Source organism: Candidatus Methylomirabilis limnetica (assembly GCF_003044035.1).
GTDB classification, from domain to species: Bacteria; Methylomirabilota; Methylomirabilia; order Methylomirabilales; family Methylomirabilaceae; genus Methylomirabilis; species Methylomirabilis limnetica.
In genome coordinates, this window is the sequence record NZ_NVQC01000011.1 from 44,151 (window position 1) to 61,713 (window position 17,563).

19 protein-coding genes and 4 pseudogenes are annotated in these 17,563 nt (G+C 57.8%); 19 read left to right on the forward strand and 4 right to left on the reverse strand.

The window, feature by feature from the left end; genetic code table 11:
• The first annotated feature begins 10 nt into the window (after positions 1–10).
• The 4 genes from CLG94_RS02365 (at position 11) to CLG94_RS13745 (ending at position 4,135) form a co-directional block, all read left to right on the forward strand.
• A complete protein-coding gene (locus CLG94_RS02365; protein WP_107561298.1) occupies positions 11–1,609 on the forward strand; it encodes an ABC-F family ATP-binding cassette domain-containing protein in 1,599 nt (532 codons plus the stop codon).
• 67 nt (positions 1,610–1,676) lie between these two features.
• Positions 1,677–2,669 (forward strand): NAD(P)/FAD-dependent oxidoreductase, encoded by a 993-nt coding sequence (locus CLG94_RS02370; protein ID WP_107561299.1) that lies wholly within the window; start codon positions 1,677–1,679, stop codon positions 2,667–2,669.
• Positions 2,670–2,671: 2 nt separating this feature from the next.
• Positions 2,672–3,637, forward strand: coding sequence for an ELM1/GtrOC1 family putative glycosyltransferase (locus CLG94_RS02375; RefSeq protein WP_107561300.1), 966 nt, complete (start codon positions 2,672–2,674; stop codon positions 3,635–3,637).
• Positions 3,638–4,012: 375 nt separating this feature from the next.
• Complete coding sequence (locus CLG94_RS13745; protein WP_275666211.1) at positions 4,013–4,135, forward strand: hypothetical protein; 123 nt, start codon at positions 4,013–4,015, stop codon at positions 4,133–4,135.
• A 291-nt stretch (positions 4,136–4,426) separates the two neighbouring features.
• Here CLG94_RS13745 and CLG94_RS02380 read toward each other — a convergent pair whose 3' ends face one another.
• Both CLG94_RS02380 and CLG94_RS02385 read right to left on the reverse strand, forming a co-directional pair.
• Complete coding sequence (locus tag CLG94_RS02380) at positions 4,427–5,713, reverse strand: MFS transporter (protein WP_107561321.1); 1,287 nt, start codon at positions 5,711–5,713, stop codon at positions 4,427–4,429.
• 178 nt (positions 5,714–5,891) lie between these two features.
• Positions 5,892–6,269, reverse strand: coding sequence for a VanZ family protein (locus CLG94_RS02385; RefSeq protein ID WP_153062378.1), 378 nt, complete (start codon positions 6,267–6,269; stop codon positions 5,892–5,894).
• 315 nt (positions 6,270–6,584) lie between these two features.
• Here CLG94_RS02385 and CLG94_RS02390 point away from each other — a divergent pair, with 315 nt between their 5' ends.
• The 7 genes and pseudogenes from CLG94_RS02390 to hepT all read left to right on the forward strand — a co-directional run bounded on the left by CLG94_RS02390 (position 6,585) and on the right by hepT (position 11,396).
• Positions 6,585–7,688 (forward strand): Fic family protein, encoded by a 1,104-nt coding sequence (locus tag CLG94_RS02390; RefSeq protein ID WP_107561302.1) that lies wholly within the window; start codon positions 6,585–6,587, stop codon positions 7,686–7,688.
• A gap of 305 nt (positions 7,689–7,993) precedes the next feature.
• The gene (locus CLG94_RS02395; protein WP_107561303.1) at positions 7,994–8,275 is read left to right on the forward strand and encodes a CopG family ribbon-helix-helix protein; all 282 of its coding nucleotides are present in this window, start codon (positions 7,994–7,996) and stop codon (positions 8,273–8,275) included.
• Between the two features lie 5 nt (positions 8,276–8,280).
• A complete protein-coding gene (locus CLG94_RS02400) occupies positions 8,281–8,628 on the forward strand; it encodes a type II toxin-antitoxin system PemK/MazF family toxin (protein WP_107561304.1) in 348 nt (115 codons plus the stop codon).
• Positions 8,629–8,935: 307 nt separating this feature from the next.
• Positions 8,936–9,079, forward strand: a pseudogene (locus tag CLG94_RS02410) (type II toxin-antitoxin system RelE/ParE family toxin); the annotation flags it as partial.
• 8 nt (positions 9,080–9,087) lie between these two features.
• Complete coding sequence (locus tag CLG94_RS02415; protein ID WP_107561305.1) at positions 9,088–9,423, forward strand: helix-turn-helix domain-containing protein; 336 nt, start codon at positions 9,088–9,090, stop codon at positions 9,421–9,423.
• Positions 9,424–10,581: 1,158 nt separating this feature from the next.
• On the forward strand, positions 10,582–10,995 hold the full coding sequence (mntA, locus tag CLG94_RS02425) for a type VII toxin-antitoxin system MntA family adenylyltransferase antitoxin (RefSeq protein WP_107561307.1): 414 nt from the start codon (positions 10,582–10,584) through the stop codon (positions 10,993–10,995).
• Positions 10,980–11,396 carry a type VII toxin-antitoxin system HepT family RNase toxin gene (hepT, locus tag CLG94_RS02430; protein WP_107561308.1) on the forward strand — a complete coding sequence of 139 codons (417 nt, stop codon included), beginning with the start codon at positions 10,980–10,982 and terminating at the stop codon, positions 11,394–11,396. Before mntA ends, hepT begins: the two co-directional genes overlap by 16 nt.
• Before the next feature lie 140 nt (positions 11,397–11,536).
• Here the strand turns inward: hepT and CLG94_RS02435 are convergent, their stop codons facing one another.
• On the reverse strand, positions 11,537–11,941 hold the full coding sequence (locus CLG94_RS02435) for a putative toxin-antitoxin system toxin component, PIN family (RefSeq protein WP_107561309.1): 405 nt from the start codon (positions 11,939–11,941) through the stop codon (positions 11,537–11,539).
• 2 nt (positions 11,942–11,943) lie between these two features.
• A complete protein-coding gene (locus CLG94_RS02440; protein ID WP_107561310.1) occupies positions 11,944–12,189 on the reverse strand; it encodes a ribbon-helix-helix protein, CopG family in 246 nt (81 codons plus the stop codon).
• 333 nt (positions 12,190–12,522) lie between these two features.
• Between CLG94_RS02440 and CLG94_RS02445 the strand changes: the two genes are divergently transcribed.
• From CLG94_RS02445 to CLG94_RS02490, 8 genes and pseudogenes are all read left to right on the forward strand, one after another.
• Entirely contained in the window at positions 12,523–12,753 is a 231-nt protein-coding gene (locus CLG94_RS02445) for a type II toxin-antitoxin system HicB family antitoxin (protein ID WP_107561311.1), read from the forward strand.
• 3 nt (positions 12,754–12,756) lie between these two features.
• Positions 12,757–12,929: pseudogene (locus CLG94_RS02450) on the forward strand (type II toxin-antitoxin system HicA family toxin).
• Positions 12,930–13,215: 286 nt separating this feature from the next.
• Entirely contained in the window at positions 13,216–13,989 is a 774-nt protein-coding gene (locus CLG94_RS02455) for a 6TM ABC transporter family protein (protein WP_153062379.1), read from the forward strand.
• A gap of 325 nt (positions 13,990–14,314) precedes the next feature.
• Positions 14,315–15,594 (forward strand): annotated as a pseudogene (locus tag CLG94_RS13515) (IS256 family transposase).
• Between the two features lie 181 nt (positions 15,595–15,775).
• A complete protein-coding gene (locus CLG94_RS02470) occupies positions 15,776–16,006 on the forward strand; it encodes a DUF2283 domain-containing protein (RefSeq protein ID WP_107561315.1) in 231 nt (76 codons plus the stop codon).
• Positions 16,003–16,422 (forward strand): hypothetical protein, encoded by a 420-nt coding sequence (locus CLG94_RS02475; RefSeq protein WP_107561316.1) that lies wholly within the window; start codon positions 16,003–16,005, stop codon positions 16,420–16,422. Before CLG94_RS02470 ends, CLG94_RS02475 begins: the two co-directional genes overlap by 4 nt.
• Positions 16,423–16,566: 144 nt before the next feature.
• Positions 16,567–16,806: a hypothetical protein gene (locus CLG94_RS02480; RefSeq protein ID WP_107561317.1), complete on the forward strand. Its 240-nt coding sequence runs from the start codon at positions 16,567–16,569 to the stop codon at positions 16,804–16,806.
• 216 nt (positions 16,807–17,022) lie between these two features.
• Positions 17,023–17,563, forward strand: a pseudogene (locus CLG94_RS02490) (IS21 family transposase); the annotation flags it as partial.

Consider the following 17,563-nt stretch of genomic DNA (forward strand, 5'->3'; position numbering starts at 1 on the left):
TAGGAGAATCATGATATCAGTAGACGGCGTGTGCATGCGGTTCGGCTCGAAAGTCCTGTTTGAAGGCGTCACGACCACATTTTCCGCAGGGCGGCGCTACGGCCTTACGGGCCCCAACGGTGCCGGCAAGTCGACTTTCATGAAACTGCTTACCGGAGAGATCGATGCGCAGCGGGGCACGGTGTCCAAGCCTCGTAAGCTCGGTGTCCTCAGTCAGGACCAATACGCGTTCGACCAGTTCCGCGTGATCGACACCGTCATCATGGGCAACAAACGCCTGTGGGCAGCCCTTCAGGAGCGCGACGAACTCTACGCGCAGCCGGAGATGACTCACGAGGCCGGCATGCGTCTCGGCGAGCTCGAGGGCATCGTCGGCGACGAAGACGGCTACTCGGCGGATAGTGACGCGGCCGTGCTGCTGCAGGGGCTCGACATTGCCTACGAAAGCCACGACGTGAAGATGTCGGAATTACAGGGCGGGCAGAAGGTGCGCGTGTTGCTGGCGCAGGCCTTGTTCGGCCACCCGGAAGCGCTGTTGCTCGACGAGCCGACGAACCACCTGGATCTGGATTCGATTCATTGGCTGGAGGAACTCCTTGGCCGGTACGACGGCACGCTCATCGTCATCTCGCACGACCGCCATTTCCTGAACAACATCTGCACGCATATCGCCGACATAGACTATCAGACTATCATCACCTATACCGGTGGCTACGACGACATGGTTGTCGCCAAGACGCAGATTCGATCGAAGATCGAGTCGGAGAACGTGCAACGGGGAAAGAAGATCGAGCAGTTGCAGGAATTCATCCGGCGATTCGGGGCGGGCACGCGGGCGAGCCAGGTCACATCGCGGCGCAAGGAGGTCGAACGGCTGCGGCTGACCGATTTGGCCCGTTCGAACATTCAGCGTCCGTACATCAAATTCTCGATGAAACGGCCGTCTGGAAAGGTTGCGCTGGAATTCGAGCAACTGTCGAAGGGCTTCACTAACAGTCCTGTCATTTCCGACTTCAGCGCCATCGTCAATCGTGGTGAAAAGATCGTGCTCGTCGGCCGCAATGGGGCCGGCAAAACCACCATGCTAAAGGCGCTGCTGGCCGATGCGCCCAACTTTCCGGCATCCCCTTCCGATGTAGACAGCGGCAAGGTGAGGTGGGGGCACGAAGCGTCGATCGGCTACTTTCCACAGGACCACACAGGAGAGATCGAGAAGGGGCGTACGGCGGCGGACTGGCTGCACAGCTACGATCCGGATGCGTCACGGCAGGACATTCACGGGCTGCTGGGACAGATGCTGTTCAGCGGCGAAGAAGGCCACAAGCCGACCGAAGCACTGTCCGGCGGCGAGACCGCCAGGCTGCTGTTCTGCCGCATCATGCTGCTGAAACCGAACGTGCTAGTCCTGGACGAGCCCACCAACCATCTCGATCTGGAATCCATCAACGCGCTGAACGTGGCGCTTCAGAAGTTCGAGGGCACCGTGCTGCTGGTCACGCACGACCAGGACCTGCTCGAAGAAGTGGGCACGCGGATGTGGCACTTCGAGCACGGCAAGATTGTGGATTTCAAGGGAAGCTACGAGGAATACTCTTCGTCGCCGGCCTGACGCACTTCTTCGGCGAAATGGCACGCCGACCAGTGTCCGAGAATCGGGGGGGGCGTGGGGCGCGTACATGAATAGTGGCCTTCATTCCTCTCGAAGCATCGCCATCCTGGGCGGCGGAGCGGCGGGCATGTCCTGCGCGCTATGGTTGAAGCATCTGGGTTTCTCGCCTGTTATCATCGAGCCAGGCCCGGCGCTGGGCGGGCAATTGTTAAGGATAAACCGGATAAACCGGTGGATATTGGGCATCCCGGGACAGACGGGGCCTGCGCTCGCTGAGCTGTACGGCAGGCATGTTGTAGATGAAGCCATCGAAGTCCGCCTTGGTGTCCGGCCCGTATCCGTTATGGTGGAAGATTCCAGTTTCAGCCTGGTCGTACGGGAAGGCGAGAATCGCACGGCATCGCTGTCTGTGCGGGCACTTGTCATTGCTACGGGATTGCGGGTAAAATCATCGGAACTCCTGCACCCAATCCCGGGAGCCCTGTCGCTTTATGAATCCGGCCTCTTATCGTTTTTCCCTCTGGACCATCTCGAACCTATGGAAGCCCTTGAGGGAAAACGGGTGGCTGTGATAGGCGGCGGCGACAACGCTCATTTCACCGCCAAGGATCTGGCCTCCAGAACTGCCCTCACCCATTTGATAATCCGCTCGCGGCCCACGGCGCAGCCCATGGTGCGTAAAGACGTGGAAGCGCTTATCCAACAGGGGCGCATCCAGGAACATAGCGGCGCGCTCATCACCGGTTTTCATCAAGGATCCGCCGGCATCGCCATTGCATTGGCCCGAAACGATTGCAAGGCTGAACGCATCGAGGTTGACCGGATTTTCGCCCGCACTGGCTTCGCGCCGAATACGGAATTCCTCGTCGGGCTCGGCCCCTTGGCCGGGCTGGAAAGGAATGGCGAGGGCTATGTGCGGGTCGATGCCTCGAAGCGCGCGTCGCTCCCTTTCGTGTACGCCATAGGCGATGTCGCCAACCCCGACCATCCCTCCGTGGTCACCGCTATTGCCGACGGCGCAGTGGCGGCGATGGCCATCGCTCAAGACGTGGGAGCATAGGCATGGGCGTTGACACGCCGCTGGTCTGGATTGTGGACAGCGCCTACACCGGCGAGTTAAATGCCCGCCTCGGCGTGGCCGAGCGGCTGGGCTACGACTACGAGATAATTCCGTTGCCCAACGGCGACATCGGGGCCTACGCCAGGCTGCTGGATAATCGCTATGGCGATGCCTGCCGGGATGGCAAACCCAGACCTGTGATCCTGTTGAGCGGGACCGGAGAAGACACGATCGGTCCTATCGCGGATATTAAGGCTTTATTCCAAGGGCGGCTGCTGAACGTGTACCTGGCGTCCATCCTTCCGGACGAACTCGATATGCGCCTTCTGGAGTACGATTTGGTCGCCTCCCCCCAGTTGAGCGGCGCCAATATCGTCACCACTGTGGGCGTGGTGCACAAGATGACGGACCGCCTGCTGGACCACGCTTTCCACCGGCACAGGGATATGTTCGCCGACGTTGCCCGGCCCCTGGTGTGCTTACTGCTGGGCGGCAACACCCGCTATTGCTTCGGCTTCAACGAAGGCTATGCTCGCGGTTTGGGCAGGCGGGTCGCGAGCATCGTCGCATCGCTCAAGGGGAGCCTGGTGGTCACCAATAGCCGCCGAACCCCGAAAGAAGCTCTGGCCGCCTTGCTGGACGAGGTCGCGGGCCCGGATCGCAGCTTTTTCGACTGGCAACAAATCGACCCCGATGTTTATCCCGCGCTGCTAGCCCATAGCGATGTGTTTGTCGCTACAGGGGATTCAGTCTCCATGTGCTCCGAAGCAAGTTACACAGGCAAGCCACTGTTGGTTGACATGAGGAACTGTACAACTGAGATCTACCATCGCAATATCATCGGCACGCTCATTGCTTATGGCGCAGCCAAGCCGCTGAGCGACACGTTCGAAACCTGGACGTATACCCCACCCGATCCTACCGGGGCCGTGGTCGCAGCAATCCACGAGAGGTTGGTGGAGAAATAGCCGTTCCTCCGAATTGTGGCTTATGCTGTACCGTAACTACTCAGGTGTTTAGGCTGAAGGCTGAAGGCTGTTAGGCAGCGTCAAAGAATAACATGTACATATTCATGATCCGACAAATGCACAAACCCCCTCTTTCCCCCTTTCGAAAGGGGGATGAAGGGGGTTTGTTGCTTTGGTAGATGTAAATGTTAATTGTTGACGCCCTCTTAGAATCTCGCTGACAAAGACGTCGAGAGTGCTTCGAGGACGTTCCGGGCGTATTGGAGGTGTTTGGTGGTGACACCCACCGATCGCATCTGCTACTCTCTATGTTCAAAGAAGGGCTGTCGACGCGACAGTTCGGTGCGACTCAATTCTACGAAAGGAGAAACAGTAATGGGTGAAAGTGGAAAAAAAGATAAAGGCAAAAGGGAAACGCAGAAAAAGGCCCTGCTTGATCCAAAGGCAAAACGAAAAGTGAAACAAGAAAAGAAGAGCAAGCCTGGCTCTTCCAGGTGATAATGAACTTCTCCCGCAGCAAGCTGCGGGGTATCGTCTTCTGTTCTGGCCCGTCATTCCGTGCTTGACACGCCTGCCCCGTACTGGATACGGCGGAATCCAGCCGGGCTCTCTGGATACCGGCTTCCGCCGGTATGACGAACTCGCGGTAAGCCGCGGGGAATGAACCCCCAGTAGATTCAATCAAGCGAGGAGGCTACCAATTCCTGCGTAAGTAAGGCCGCATCGTGACGCGTACGCACACGTGGGAGCATGAAAGGAGCCTTCGCCAAAACACCTAAGTAGTTACCATTACAGAATGTCGTCTTTCGTTTCGCGCGTGGCGTACAGGCCCGCAAGCGAGAGGATCGCTGCGGCGGAAAGGTAGTAGCCCACGTACTGCAATCCGTATGTCGTGGCGAGATAGGTGGCGGCGTAGGGCGTAAGCGACGCGCCGAAGAGGCCGGCTAGGTTGAAGGTCATGGAGCTCCCAGAGTAGCGCACCGACGCGGGAAACAACTCGGACAGCACCGTGCCGAGCGGACCGTATACGAGGCCCATCAGACACATCCCCACGACCATCGTCATCACCGCGCCCGCTGTACCGGCGGCGAACATCGGCGCGAATACCAGACCGAACACGACGATGCCAACGTTCACCCACATCAGCATGCGGCGGCGCCCCCGCTCGGCCATGACAGCGCCGATCGGGATCGTCAGCGCGAAGAACAGGATGCCGAACAACTGTATGATCAGGAATTGTTCGCGGCTATACCCGAGCGCGCTCGTTCCCCACGACAGCGCGAACACCGTCATCAGGTAGAAGATGACGAACGCGGTGAGGGACACCAGGACCCCGAGGAACAGCGTTTGGGTGTGGTGCCGGAGGACGGTCAGTAGCGGCACCTTCACGCGCTCGCGCTGATTGAGGATCTTGACGAAGACGGGCGTCTCGGTAATCGTCAGCCGCACGTAGAGGCCAAGGAGTACGAGCGCGGCGCTCGCCAGGAAGGGGATGCGCCAGCCGAACGCAAAGAACTGTTCGTCGGTCAGCCACGCGGAGAGCGCCAGGAAGATGCCGCCGGAGAAGACGAATCCGATCGGCGCGCCGAGCTGCGGGAACATGCCGTACCACGCCCGCCTGCCGGGAGGAGCATTCTCGACGGCCAGGAGCACGGCGCCGCCCCACTCACCGCCGAGACCCAGCCCCTGGCCGAAGCGGCATAACGCGAGGAGGATCGGCGCAGCGATGCCGATCGTGTCGTACGCGGGGAGTGCGCCAATGGTGACCGTGGACACGCCCATCGTGAGCAGTGCGGCGACCAGCGTGACCTTACGGCCGATGCGGTCGCCGAAGTGGCCGAAGACCGCGGAGCCGATCGGTCGCGCGACGAATGCGATTGCGAACGTCGCCAGCGAGGCGAGCGTTGCCGCGGTCGGATCGGACGCCGGAAAGAACAGACGGGGAAAGACGAGCACCGCCGCCGTGGCGTAGATGTAGAAGTCGAAGAACTCGATCGTGGTGCCGATCAGGCTCGCAAACAGGACCTGGCGCGGACTGTTAATCGGCTTGGCGGGCGAGGGGTGGTTGTTGCTCACACCGTGGGAGAGATCACGTCTCGACAAACGACCATCCGTATTTCATTCCAATGTCTCCTGTCCACCCTCTATTTCTTCTCCCACTTCTCTTTGAATTATCCGATTAGCGGCGGCCCGATCGCGTAGCGCAACCAACGGCATAGTGTTTGGGCGGTCCGCTCGACGATCGGAATGGGCGCTAATGTGAATACTGTAGCGTGCCTGTGAGTTTTGGTGATAGGAAGGCGTATACGATTACGCCTATAAGAACCCCTATACCATCCGCCAGCAAGTCGAGCGGGTCACCAAAACGGGTGCTAGTAAGCGCGCCTTGCATGACCTCAATGATAACTCCATGAGTTATTAAGCCAAAGAAAACGGGTCGCAATCTTTGCGGAAAAGCAAAACATCCCATGATGGAAAGGATGGAGTAGGCTAAAGCGTGTTGCGCCTTGTCCCAAAACTGAAAAGCCTTTGGAATGGAAGTACTTGGAATTAAAGCGAGTAATGATACGAGAGCGAGGCAGATACAAAACAGTAGCGGCATGTAACGAAGAATTTTAATCGTTTGTCTCATATCGGTAAGATCAACACGGTTATTGGAGAAGCACAACCATTGAGCATACTGACCGACATACCACCATCCAAACCTTTGACGGATGCGGCGATTCTCCTGTCTTTTAATGAGCTTGTCAAGTCCGCACGGCACCGATTGTTAAGGTGGACCCCAAAACAGCGATAGAAAGTTGTCATTGCGAACGAAGTGAAGCAATCTCCCATTGTTGCACCGACACAACAGACGCAATGACGCGATCGACGCCATAGACGCAATGGTAGAATACTTGCTTCCTGCGGTGATTCCACGCTATAATCTCCGCAGGAGCTGCGTAGAATGTATATCCATGAGCGTAAGGACTGGCCCCGGTTTAACTGGAACCGCGAGCTGTTCGCTGAGCCTCTCGCCGACGTTCGCCACCGACAGGGTCGGCTGATCGGCCACATGGAAGCCCTCGGATTCAATCTCCGCCAGGAGGCCGTCTTGCAAACCCTCACGTCCGATGTTCTCAAGAGCAGTGACATCGAGGGCGAGAAGCTGGATGCTGAACAGGTCCGGTCCTCGATTGCGCGCCGCCTCGGTCTGGATATCGGCGCCTCCAAGCCCGCAGACCGCAATGTCGAGGGCATCGTTGAAATGATGCTCGACGCCACGCGCCATTATGACCAGCCACTCAGCGCCGAAAGGCTCTTTGCGTGGCATGCGTCCCTGTTTCCCACCGGGCGCACCGGCATGACCAAAATCAGGGCAGGGGCCTGGCGTGACGACAGCACCGGTCCGATGGAGGTCGTCTCTGGCCCGGTTGGGAAGGAGCACGTCTATTATCAAGCGCTCCCGGCACCACGGGTCGATGGGGAGATGCGTGCGTTCCTGGAGTGGTTCAATGCCAACGCCGACAGTGATCCGGTCTTGAAAGCTGGACTGGCCCACCTCTGGTTCGTCACCATCCACCCGTTTGATGACGGCAACGGCCGCATTGCGCGCGCCATCGCCGACATGGCCCTGGCGCGCTCAGAAAATAGTCCGCAGCGCTTTTACAGCATGTCAGCGCAAATCCGGCAGGAGCGTAACGCGTATTACGACATTCTTGAAGAGACGCATAAGGGGACGATGAACATCACGCCCTGGATGGAATGGTTCCTCGGCTGTCTGGGCCGCGCCATCGATGGTTCACAAACCACTCTGGCCGCAGTCCTCGCCAAGGCGCGCGTCTGGGACGCGCTAGCCGGTGTTGCGATCAACGACCGGCAACGCCTTGTGCTCAACCGTCTCCTTGATGGCTTCGAGGGTAAGCTCACGACATCGAAATATGCGAAGCTCGCCAAGTGTTCCCAGGACACCGCCCTCCGTGACATTCTGCCGCTCGTCGAGCGCGGTATCCTTGTCCGCAACCCGAAAGGCGGGCGGAGCACGAGCTATGCGCTCGCTCCGCTACGATAGAGCGATGCGTGCAACCGACCATCTTGGGTCTATTCCGTCTTTTTCGTCACTGACCACCCGACCAAATAGACTAGATAGACCAAGCAGACGCAATCAGCGCCGTACGCCGCACGCTGCACGCAACAGACTCAATGACGCAACAGACGCGATAGACGCATGAAAGTTGTCATTCTCGCCGGTGGTGTCGGTACCCGCATCTTCATGCCTGGGAGGGATAGCGCCATATACCTGTTCCCCCATTTCTTGACATTTATATCCATAGGGCTCACAATCTTACCAAACGTCATACTTAATAGAGGTCTCCTATGCCTACCGTTACAGATCGGTCTCCAAAATCCAAGATCACGGTCACGCTGAGTCCGGACGTAGTCCGTCAACTGGATGCCCTCCTTGACCTCCCGGGGAACCGCTCCCGAAGCCTCCTGGTTGAAGAGGCCATTCGCCGGTGGCTTCAGGAGCACGCTCAGAAGCAGATTGAACGCCAGGTTGAGGATTATTACCTTTCCCTCTCCAAGGCCGAGCGCAAAGAAAATGAAGCGTGGTCCAAAACCTCCGCTCGCGCGGCCAAATACATCTGGGATAAATAGCCACCATGCCATATCCTGGCCGAGGCGAGATTTACATGGTCAAACTCCCATGGCATCCTTCCGACACTAAAAATCGGCCCGCTCTTGTTGTGTCAATGGACGTTCGCAATCGGCTGGCCAGCGATGTCATTGTGGTGCCTGTAACCTCGACCCTTCGGCCCGCGCCCACCCATGTCGAACTGCCTGCCGGAGAGGGAGGCCTCAAGCAAACCTCCATGGCCAAGTGCGAGCAGATCACCACGCTGGATAAATCGTTTCTCCTTCGCGGCCCCTTTGCCGGAACGGTGCGCCCATCGCTCATGCTTGAAATCGAAAAAGCTATCCAACGGGCCATCGGCATTCCGATCGTTTAAATAGCGTGTGGCACGCCTTCCCCCGTAGCATCACGCTTCGCGTACCTCCGCACCCCCCAGACGCAATCGACGCGATGACGCAAGCCGTGCGGTGATGGCGGCCTGATCAATGGCGGGTTCTTAGTACTCTCCCCGCGCGATGCCGCGCATCCGCTGCTCGATGGTGATTTTCGTGGGACCGAAACGTGAAACCCGCCGATAGCCCTGAAAGTCTTCTTGCTTTGGTTATACCAGTACAGGTATAATAAGCACATGCCATTCCTAAGAAAAACCGATCGAATGGGTGGGGAGCAGCAAAAAGGATTTGATGGCGCTTCCTGCCGACGTGCGGAAGTTCTTCGGCCATGCCCTGGACTTCGCACAGCGCGGCGATCAGCATGACGCGGCGAAGGTGCTCAAAGGTTTCGGCGGTACCGGCGTACTTGAGGTGGCCGAAAACGCTTGCAAAGGAGCGACGAAATGAAAAAAAGGCTCATTAATGGTATCGAGGCGGAAAGCAGCTCCGGCAATGTGTTTGCTGACCTGGGCCTGCCGAATGCCGACAAGCTCAAGATCAAGTCCGGCTTGGTGATCAAAATCACCCAGGCCGTGCGCAAGCTGGGCTTGACTCAAGAAGAAGCCGCCCGTCGCATGGGGATCACCCAGCCGAAAGTGTCCGGCATGATGCGCGGCGACTTTTCCAACTTATCCGAGCGCAAGCTGATGGACTGCCTGAACCGGCTTGGCTACGACATCGAAATCAAGGTGAAGCCGGCTGCGGAGCCGGTCGGCCACCTCGTGCTGGCTGTCGCTTGACCGGATTCAGGAAGCACCTCGCCCCGCTGCGTCACCGCCCGCAGTCATTGGCAATCGCCGTCGGCTGACTTACGTACTTGTTACATTTGTCCTTGTTGTCAGGTCTTTCTCGTCACAGACCAAACAGACGTTTGAGCGGTTGGTTGACGCGGAGCTAGCGGGCAGCGTCTTCGCAATGATGGATGCTAAGGTCCACCACGGGTTAGCCCGATCCATTTGTTCAGATGCCGGACAACTTATTAACGCTCTCAAAATACTAACTTTACGTGATCGAAGAACCCTTCTGACCTCCCTTTGCCAAAGGGAGGATTTACCCCTCTTTGGAAAAGAGGGGCGAGGGGAGATTTTAAGATTGCTGTCCAAATCCGGTCTTTCAAAAATCCTATGTTGGACAAGTATGATTGGGATGTGTTATTGCGAGTGTTACGCTGAGATTGTCGCGCACCCTTCGGGTACTCGCAATGACGTACACATGAACGGATTGGGCCGTCAATGCCTATTTGTGGGGTGGATGAGGTGCTGGCGGTTGGGGGGCGTGATAAGCTGAAGAGAAATGTTCAGCTTCAAGGGACGAGTTACGAAGTCGTCATGGGGTAGAAACCACTTGCAACGCAACTCGGCGCAGCTAATTGGCAATATCGTCACTGAGGTGAGATACTAGACTTTCTCCGGGATCATCCTTGGCGTGTTGCTGTTCACTGAACCCTCGACTCGGTGACGCTATAGACACCACCCCTCGTTTGGCCTAAAGTGTTGGCACCAGTGGGGCACGCTGCGGGAGACCTGAAACCGGCATGGTAGGCCACATGGACCAAGTAGTGCGGACATTTGCAACGGAGTTGAGAGGGGCTGGGGCCTCGTGTGCGGCAGATCCTGCTCTTTGGCTCCAGGGCCGAGGGGACGCTGGGGAAGGGTCTGATGATGACATGCTGGTGGTCATCGATCAGCGCACGCCCGAGCCGTACTGGACGTTGAGCGGGGGCTCATGGATCGCTATGGGGTCTTGGTATCGACGATCCTTCGCAGCGAGGAGGAATGGCAACACAGTCAGGCTTTCGCCTTGGCTCGTAATATCATACGGGAAGGCGTACCTTGTGAAGGACGAGCTCGACCAACCAGACGCAATAACACAATAACGCCATAGACGCAATAAACGCTATGAACGCAATGAACGCCATAGACCGGACACTCAAGCAGGCTCTCCTGGCTGCTATCTGCATTCAGCCGGGTATCGGGCTGGTCATTATGTTCGGTTCGCTGGTGGCCGGCAAGGGGCGTATGGAAAGCGATCTGGACCTGGCGGTAGACGCGGGGCGCCGCCTGACGGCCAGCGAGAAAATAGCGCTGATCTCCGAGTTGGCGAGAAGAACCGGCCGGCCGATTGACCTGGTGGATATCCACACCGTTGGCGAGCCTCTTCTGGGGCAGATTCTTCGGCACGGAAAAAGGTTGCTGGGCAGCGATACGCACTACGCCAACCTGATCCGCAGGCACCTCTTCGATCAAGCGGACTACCTGCCGTACCGCAACAGAATCCTCGCTGAAAGGAGGCAGGCATGGATCGGGAGGTGATCGAGCACAAGCTCGAATCCCTGCGCCGATGTCTTCAGCGCGTCGCGGACAAATGCCCGCCCAACCCAGAAATGTTGGAGCGAGACCCCGATCTTCAAGATATTATCGCGCTCAACCTGACCCGTGCCGTGCAATTGTGCGTGGACATCGCCGCGCACCTTATTGCCGGCATGGAAGTGCCACCACCGGATACGATGGGCCAAACCTTCGATGCCTTGGCCAAGGCTGGCGTGATCCATGAGAACCTGGCAATGCAACTGAAGCAAGCAGTGGGCTTTCGTAATGTCGCCGTGCACAACTACGAGGAAATCAACTGGACTATTGTCCACACCATTGCCCGCCATCACCTTGGCAATTTCACAGAATTCGCTAGGGTTATTGTCTCCAGATTGGCAAGATGACCATTCCGTCTATCTCGGCACAGCCCAAACCAACGCAATCAACGCGATGACGCAACAGACGCAATAAACGCCATAGACGTAATGACGCAATAACGCAATGACGCAATCAACGCTATAGACGCCTTCCAGCCTTCAACTTCCTAAGAATGGTGCAAGTCGTCCAGGAAACCAGCGAGCGTGAGTATGCGGATCTCTTCATGGCAGACGAGCGAAAGAAGATGGCGGTCACCGGAGACGATGATTTTGGCCTCAGCCAGCAGGGCACATTCGAGAATCCGATTGTCCGGCTCATCCGTGAGAATATGAAGGTGAGGCTGGGTCTTCAGGACCGTAGCCGTCTTGCTGATGGACGTGAGGAGTTGCTCGACCTTCTCATCCGTCCAGTCGAATTTAGTTCGGAGGATGTTGGCGGTTTCGGTGAGAATGAAGAAAGAAGTGAAGAGGACGAATCTTCCCCGCACGGCATGCAGATAGGCCTCTTCCGCATTGCCGCCAGGAATGGCAAAGGCCGAGATGAAGATATTCGTATCGAAGACGACCCGCACGTTCAGCGACCCTGAAGGACCAGGGCTTCGACGTCAGCTTCGGTCAGGATACCTTTCTTTCTGGCCTGCCGGACGCCGTACCGCTGAAGCTCAAAGAACTCCAACTCCATGCGACGCTGCTCATAGGCCTGGAACATATCGCGGAAAAGCTGACTCTTGTTCTTGGCCTCGGCTTTGGCTAATCCGCCGAACCGCCGCGCGAGGTCATGAGGAAGCGACACTGTTAAGGCTACCCGCTTGTGCTCCACATTACTACCCTCCTTTCTGTATGACAAAATTATACCTGGCATCGCACTGACCGTCAATGCTGAGCATCGTGAGAGGGGAGTGAATCTTATAAGCTGTATTCATTCAGTGGACCGTGTCAACCCCATTTTCTGTATGAATCGGGACACGACGACCGCCATCGACCCAACCGACGTAATCAACGCGATGATGCAACGACGTAATGAACGCTATAAACGCCGCACGCAATGACGCCATCAACGCCATAAACGCCGCACGCAATAAACGCCATCGACGCAACAGACGCGTGGTATAGTCCTCATGGAAGATGGATAGAGTACTCAAGGAGGAAGGAAATGGAACGGGTTGTGAGAATCCATATTGAGAAGCTGCCAGAGGGTGTGTACCTCGCCACCTCCGGCGCCGTACCAGGTCTGGTCGCTCAAGGGCGAACTGTTGCAGAAACATTGGAAATCGCCAGGGATGTTGCTCGAAGGCTACTGGAAGCCCGGGCCGAACGCCAGGAGGTGAACTCGCTTCAGCCAGCCGAAGAGGTTGTGGAATTCCCATTGGTCGTCAATATCTGAGCCATGGGACGGTTGGCTGGGTTTCGATATCGTGAGGTCATCAAGCGACTGCAAAGACTTGGGTTTGCATTCGCTACACGACGGTTCCCAATCACCCAGGGGACATACCGGTAGGAACACTGCGCGCAATCCTGAAACAAGCTGGGATTGATCCGGAAGACTTTCTCAACTCATGAAGTTTCTTGACACTCCAATCTCTCACCATAAGCTTATCGCGTCTTGATCTTCCATGTGAGGCCGATTCGCGTTTCCGTCCGACCCAATCAACGCAATAAACGCCGCACGCCATCGACGCAATCGACGCAATGACGCAACAGACGCAATGAACGCAACAACCGCCCGGAAAATCTGGGACCTGCTCACCTCCGCCGAACGACGCAGTGCGGTGGTGTTGCTGGGCCTGATGTGCGTCGGCATGGTGCAGACGCAACAGACGCCATGACGCTACTCGGTGCGGGTCTGATGATCCCGGCGACTGCACTGCTCACACAGCGTGATGTTGCACGCACCTATCCGGCGCTTCACCCGGCCCTGCACGCCCTCGGCAACCCCAGCGAGCAGACCCTTGTCATCGGTGGCATGTTGGCGCTGGTTGGAGTATATCTCATCAAGACACTGTTGCTGGCTGTACTCGCCTGGCGGCAGACGCGTTTTGCCTTTGGTGTGCAGGCGCAACTGTCGCAGCGCCTATTCACCGTCTATCTGCGCCAGCCGTATACGTTTCACTTGCCACGCAACTCGGCGCAATTGATTCGAAATATCATCGCCGAGGTGGGCATGTTCACGTTCAGCGGAATCCATCCGGGCATCACGTTGCTTGCTGAATCACTGGTATTGCTCGGCCTGTGCAGCCTGCTCCTCGCCGTCGAGCCGCTGGGTGCGCTCATTGTGGTGAGTGTGTTGGGTGCGGCCGCCTGGGGGTTCCATCGTCTCACCAGCGGGCGCATCGCGCGCTGGGGCAAGGCGGTGCGCCAGCATCATGACGGCGTGCGCCTTCAGCACCTGCAACATGGCCTGGGCGGCGCCAAGGATGTGACACTGCTCGGAAGGGAAATCGACTTTCTCGACCAATACTGCGTGTACAATGCCCAGTCTGCCCGCGCCTGGCAGTTGCACACCACTCTGCAACAATTCCCGCGCTTGTGGCTGGAACTGCTTGCCGTCAGTGGCCTCGCCATACCGGTGATCAGCATGCTGGCGCGGGACCTGGCGGCGCGGCTACTTCTGGAGATCTAGCAGCGGAGTCGCAACGTCACGTCACCTAGACGCAACAGACGCAATAGACGCAACGAACGCCATCAACGCCGCACGCAACGAACACTGGAGCGAATGAACTCATGAAGGTGAGGTTGCACCCCCATGCGGTAGAGCGACTGCGAGAGAGGGTAACGACGGAGGAAGAAGTCAAGAGGGCCGTGGAACACGGTGAACGCTTTGCGGCAAAGCATGGACGAACGGGATTCCGACGAAACTTCCGAGGTTATACTGAAGTCCGTTGAAATTTGAAGAGTGGCTCCCTCCGTGGAATACTCCACGGTAGCAATAACGAAAGGAGCCACAGATGAGAAGAGACACGAGGCAACGGAAGCACGCCATGGTTGGATTGAGGGCGATATCGGGGGAACAGCAGTTGTTGGGGGTCCTGACCCGTGTGATTCACTCGGGCAAGCAGGCGCTCGACGCGGTCATGCTGGAGATGGGACGCCTGGTCGCCGAGAGCGTCATGCTGATCGAGCGAGAGGAGCTCGCAGGACCCGGGCTCCTATCCGACGGACCCGAATCTCCAGAAGTGGGCGCACGAGGAGCGGTCGATCTTTATCGGCGACCAGAAGGTCAGGGTGCACCGCCCGCGACTCCGACATGTGGTTCGTGGGGAAGTGCCCATGCAGTCGTACGCACACCTGCACTCCCCAGGGCAGTTCTCCGAGGAGTTGTTGGAGAAAATCCTGCGAGGGGTCTCGGCGCGGAAATACGAGGAGACCGTCCTCGACGCGGCGCACGCATTCGGCGTGTCGCCGTCGTCAATCTCCCAGAAGATGGTGACGCTGACGGCCCAGAAACTGAAGGCGTTCCAAGAGCGGTCCCTGGCGGAGTTCACGCCGTTCGCGATCTTCTTGGACACGATCCACCGGGGCGGCGAGGCATTTCTTGTCGCGCTGGGCGTGGACGTGAGCGGCCAGAAGATGGCCCTGGGATTTTGGCAGGGCTCCTTTCGAGAATCACGAGATCGGCGTCGCGCTGTTCAACGATCTGGAGCGCCGCGGTCTCTCGCTCTCCAAACGGATCCTGTTCGTGACCGACGGTGGCAGCGGCCTGCTCAAGGCGCTGCGGGAACGGTTCGGCAAGAAGCTGGTGCATCAACGCTGTGCGATTCATAAGAGCCGGAACCTCCAGCGACACTTGGCCAAGCGGTACCGCAAAGAGGCCCATCAGCGGCTCAAGACCGCGCTGGAGCAGACGCGCCACGCCGATGCCAGGCAGATGCTGCTGGAGCTGGAGGCGTGGCTGCGAGCCAAGAACGAGTCGGCGGCGGATTCGCTCCTGGAAGCCTTCGAGGAGTTGTTGACGCTGCATCGACTGAAGGTGCCGGCGCTGCTGCGCAAGACGCTGATGTCAACCAACCCGATCGAGAGCATGTTCTCGCTGGTCCGGCACAGCGAGCGGAACATCAAACGCACACGAGGAAGCACGATGCTCCAGCGTTGGCTGGGGACGGTGTTGCTGTACTGCGAGAAGCAGCTCAAGCGCGTGAAAGGCTTTGCGGGTATTGCTCAGGTCGTCGCGACCATCGAGTACGAGCAAGCGGAGCAGCAGTCCGCTCTGACGAAGACGGCGGCGTGAGAAAACCATGGGAGCCGCTCAGATAATTTCAACGAACTTATTGACAACCTCAAACTTCCGTATGGCGGCATGTTGAATGATAAGATGTACTCAACAAAGCAAGTGGAAGCGTACGCCGTGGAGGAAGACGGATGGCTCGTCCTGACGGTCATCGTCAAGTTCTTCTAAGATCGGAGGAGACATGAAACTCAACTATGATCCGAAGCACAACATCGCGTACCTGAGAATTCACGAGAAGATCGAACAAGTCACGACGATCAAGCTCAGTGATGAAATGAACATCGATATCGCTCCAGATGGAACAGTCTATGGCATTGAGTTCCTGAATGCCAATGAGCAACTGACCGAGGACCGGGGTGCTCTCGTCGTCGAGTTGGAGAGCAAGAGACACGAGATCAAGCTGGTGGCATGAAGTTCGTCGAGACCCGCCGTAAAGGCACCTGCGTCATCGAGCTGGAATCCGTCGAAGACGAACGCAGTCTACTGAGCGAAGAGCTTTTTGCGGAGGTTCAAAGAAATGTCGAAGCACTGGGGCAAGGGCATGGGCTTGACGTGGCCGTCACCGATCCCATCGTCCGCTCAACCGCCATTCAACTCCCCTTATCCCGCCATCGCGAACAAAACGGCCCTGATCATCTCAGGCCTGGCCCCTCCGCACGCCATAAACGCTGCACGCCGCACGCAATCGACGCCATCAACGCTATGGACGCAACAGACGCCATGAACGCAATAGTCTCGCTCGTCTCGCGAGTCCCGCAGCCCCCATCAACGCCATCGACGCCGCACGCAATCAACGCGATGACGCAATCGACGCAACAGACGCAATGACGCCATGGACGCAATCGGCCGAACAGACCAAATAGATCAAACAGACCCTAAGGTCCACTGGACATACCTTCTGCTTTGGCCTAAAGTGGACACAGAGCGAGCGCAAACAGCCCAAGCCCGAACTTGCGACCGAGAGGTAGAGCCATGAAGACCCTGACAATCCGGACGACCATCGGCGCCAACCACCAGTTGACCATCCCTCTGCCGGAGGATTTCCCATCCGGTCCGACCGAAGTGGTCGTAATTTTGAACCCATTGGCAGAGCACCTCGATCTCAAAGCCCGTGGATGGACTGAAAGCGACGCCGCCGAGACGCGAGCGCGCCTGAAATCATTTGAGGCGGACTGGGAGGCCCTTGGGATGGAAGCATACGATGCCCTGTAATCGGGGGGACGTCGTGCTCGTGCTGTACCCACATGCCGACCTCCGGACCGCGAAGAAGCGCCCTGCGCTGGTCGTGCAATTGATTTCGCTAGAGTAAAAGGGACCCACCTAACACGGCAATGATCGAGCAAAAGGAGCCCACTCTGATACGCTCGCTGTTTCTCGTGTGTTCGAGCAAGACCACACCAGAGACAGGGAGGGAGAGGAGTGCTAGGGATGGATCAGTACGAGCTCATCAGGACGGCCGCTCGGGTGTATCAGAAGAGTATTCGTCAGATCGCGCGGGAGACTGGGCATACACGCAAAACGATCCGCAAGGTTCTAGCTGGCTGGGAGCCTAAGTACCGGAGGAGGCACGAACCGGCCTCCCGGGTGATGGACTCGGTCGCCGCCATCATCGAGGGCTGGCTCCGCACGGATCAGGAGACCCCCAAGAAGCATCGCCACACGGCGCACCGGATCTGGACCCGACTGGTCGAAGAGTATGCCTTTCCGGGTGCGGAGTCGACAGTTAGACGATGGGTGCGGGAGCAGAAGGCTCGGCTGGGATGGCCGACAGTCACAGCGGTCATCCCCTTAGACCCGGAGCTCGCGCAGGAGGCGGAAGTCGACTGGGGAGCTGCCTGGGTCCGCATGGCAGGAGAGGAGCGGCAGGTCAAGCTCTTCTGTATGCGATCGCGCTATTCGGGCATGCCCTTTGTGCGGGCCTATCCGTACGAGCGACAGGAGATGTTCTTCGATGGCCACACCCGAGCCT

Bases quoted from the DNA above. Each gene is read 5' to 3' on its own strand.
- CLG94_RS02365 (WP_107561298.1), top strand. From the start codon at position 11: ATGATATCAGTAGACGGCGTGTGCATGCGGTTCGGCTCGAAAGTCCTG.
- CLG94_RS02370 (WP_107561299.1), top strand. From the start codon at position 1,677: ATGAATAGTGGCCTTCATTCCTCTCGAAGCATCGCCATCCTGGGCGGC.
- CLG94_RS02375 (WP_107561300.1), top strand. From the start codon at position 2,672: ATGGGCGTTGACACGCCGCTGGTCTGGATTGTGGACAGCGCCTACACC.
- CLG94_RS13745 (WP_275666211.1), top strand. From the start codon at position 4,013: ATGGGTGAAAGTGGAAAAAAAGATAAAGGCAAAAGGGAAACGCAGAAA.
- CLG94_RS02385 (WP_153062378.1), bottom strand. From the start codon at position 6,269: ATGAGACAAACGATTAAAATTCTTCGTTACATGCCGCTACTGTTTTGT.
- CLG94_RS02390 (WP_107561302.1), top strand. From the start codon at position 6,585: ATGTATATCCATGAGCGTAAGGACTGGCCCCGGTTTAACTGGAACCGC.
- CLG94_RS02395 (WP_107561303.1), top strand. From the start codon at position 7,994: ATGCCTACCGTTACAGATCGGTCTCCAAAATCCAAGATCACGGTCACG.
- CLG94_RS02400 (WP_107561304.1), top strand. From the start codon at position 8,281: ATGCCATATCCTGGCCGAGGCGAGATTTACATGGTCAAACTCCCATGG.
- CLG94_RS02415 (WP_107561305.1), top strand. From the start codon at position 9,088: ATGAAAAAAAGGCTCATTAATGGTATCGAGGCGGAAAGCAGCTCCGGC.
- mntA (WP_107561307.1), top strand. From the start codon at position 10,582: ATGAACGCAATGAACGCCATAGACCGGACACTCAAGCAGGCTCTCCTG.
- hepT (WP_107561308.1), top strand. From the start codon at position 10,980: ATGGATCGGGAGGTGATCGAGCACAAGCTCGAATCCCTGCGCCGATGT.
- CLG94_RS02445 (WP_107561311.1), top strand. From the start codon at position 12,523: ATGGAACGGGTTGTGAGAATCCATATTGAGAAGCTGCCAGAGGGTGTG.
- CLG94_RS02455 (WP_153062379.1), top strand. From the start codon at position 13,216: ATGATCCCGGCGACTGCACTGCTCACACAGCGTGATGTTGCACGCACC.
- CLG94_RS02470 (WP_107561315.1), top strand. From the start codon at position 15,776: ATGAAACTCAACTATGATCCGAAGCACAACATCGCGTACCTGAGAATT.
- CLG94_RS02475 (WP_107561316.1), top strand. From the start codon at position 16,003: ATGAAGTTCGTCGAGACCCGCCGTAAAGGCACCTGCGTCATCGAGCTG.
- CLG94_RS02480 (WP_107561317.1), top strand. From the start codon at position 16,567: ATGAAGACCCTGACAATCCGGACGACCATCGGCGCCAACCACCAGTTG.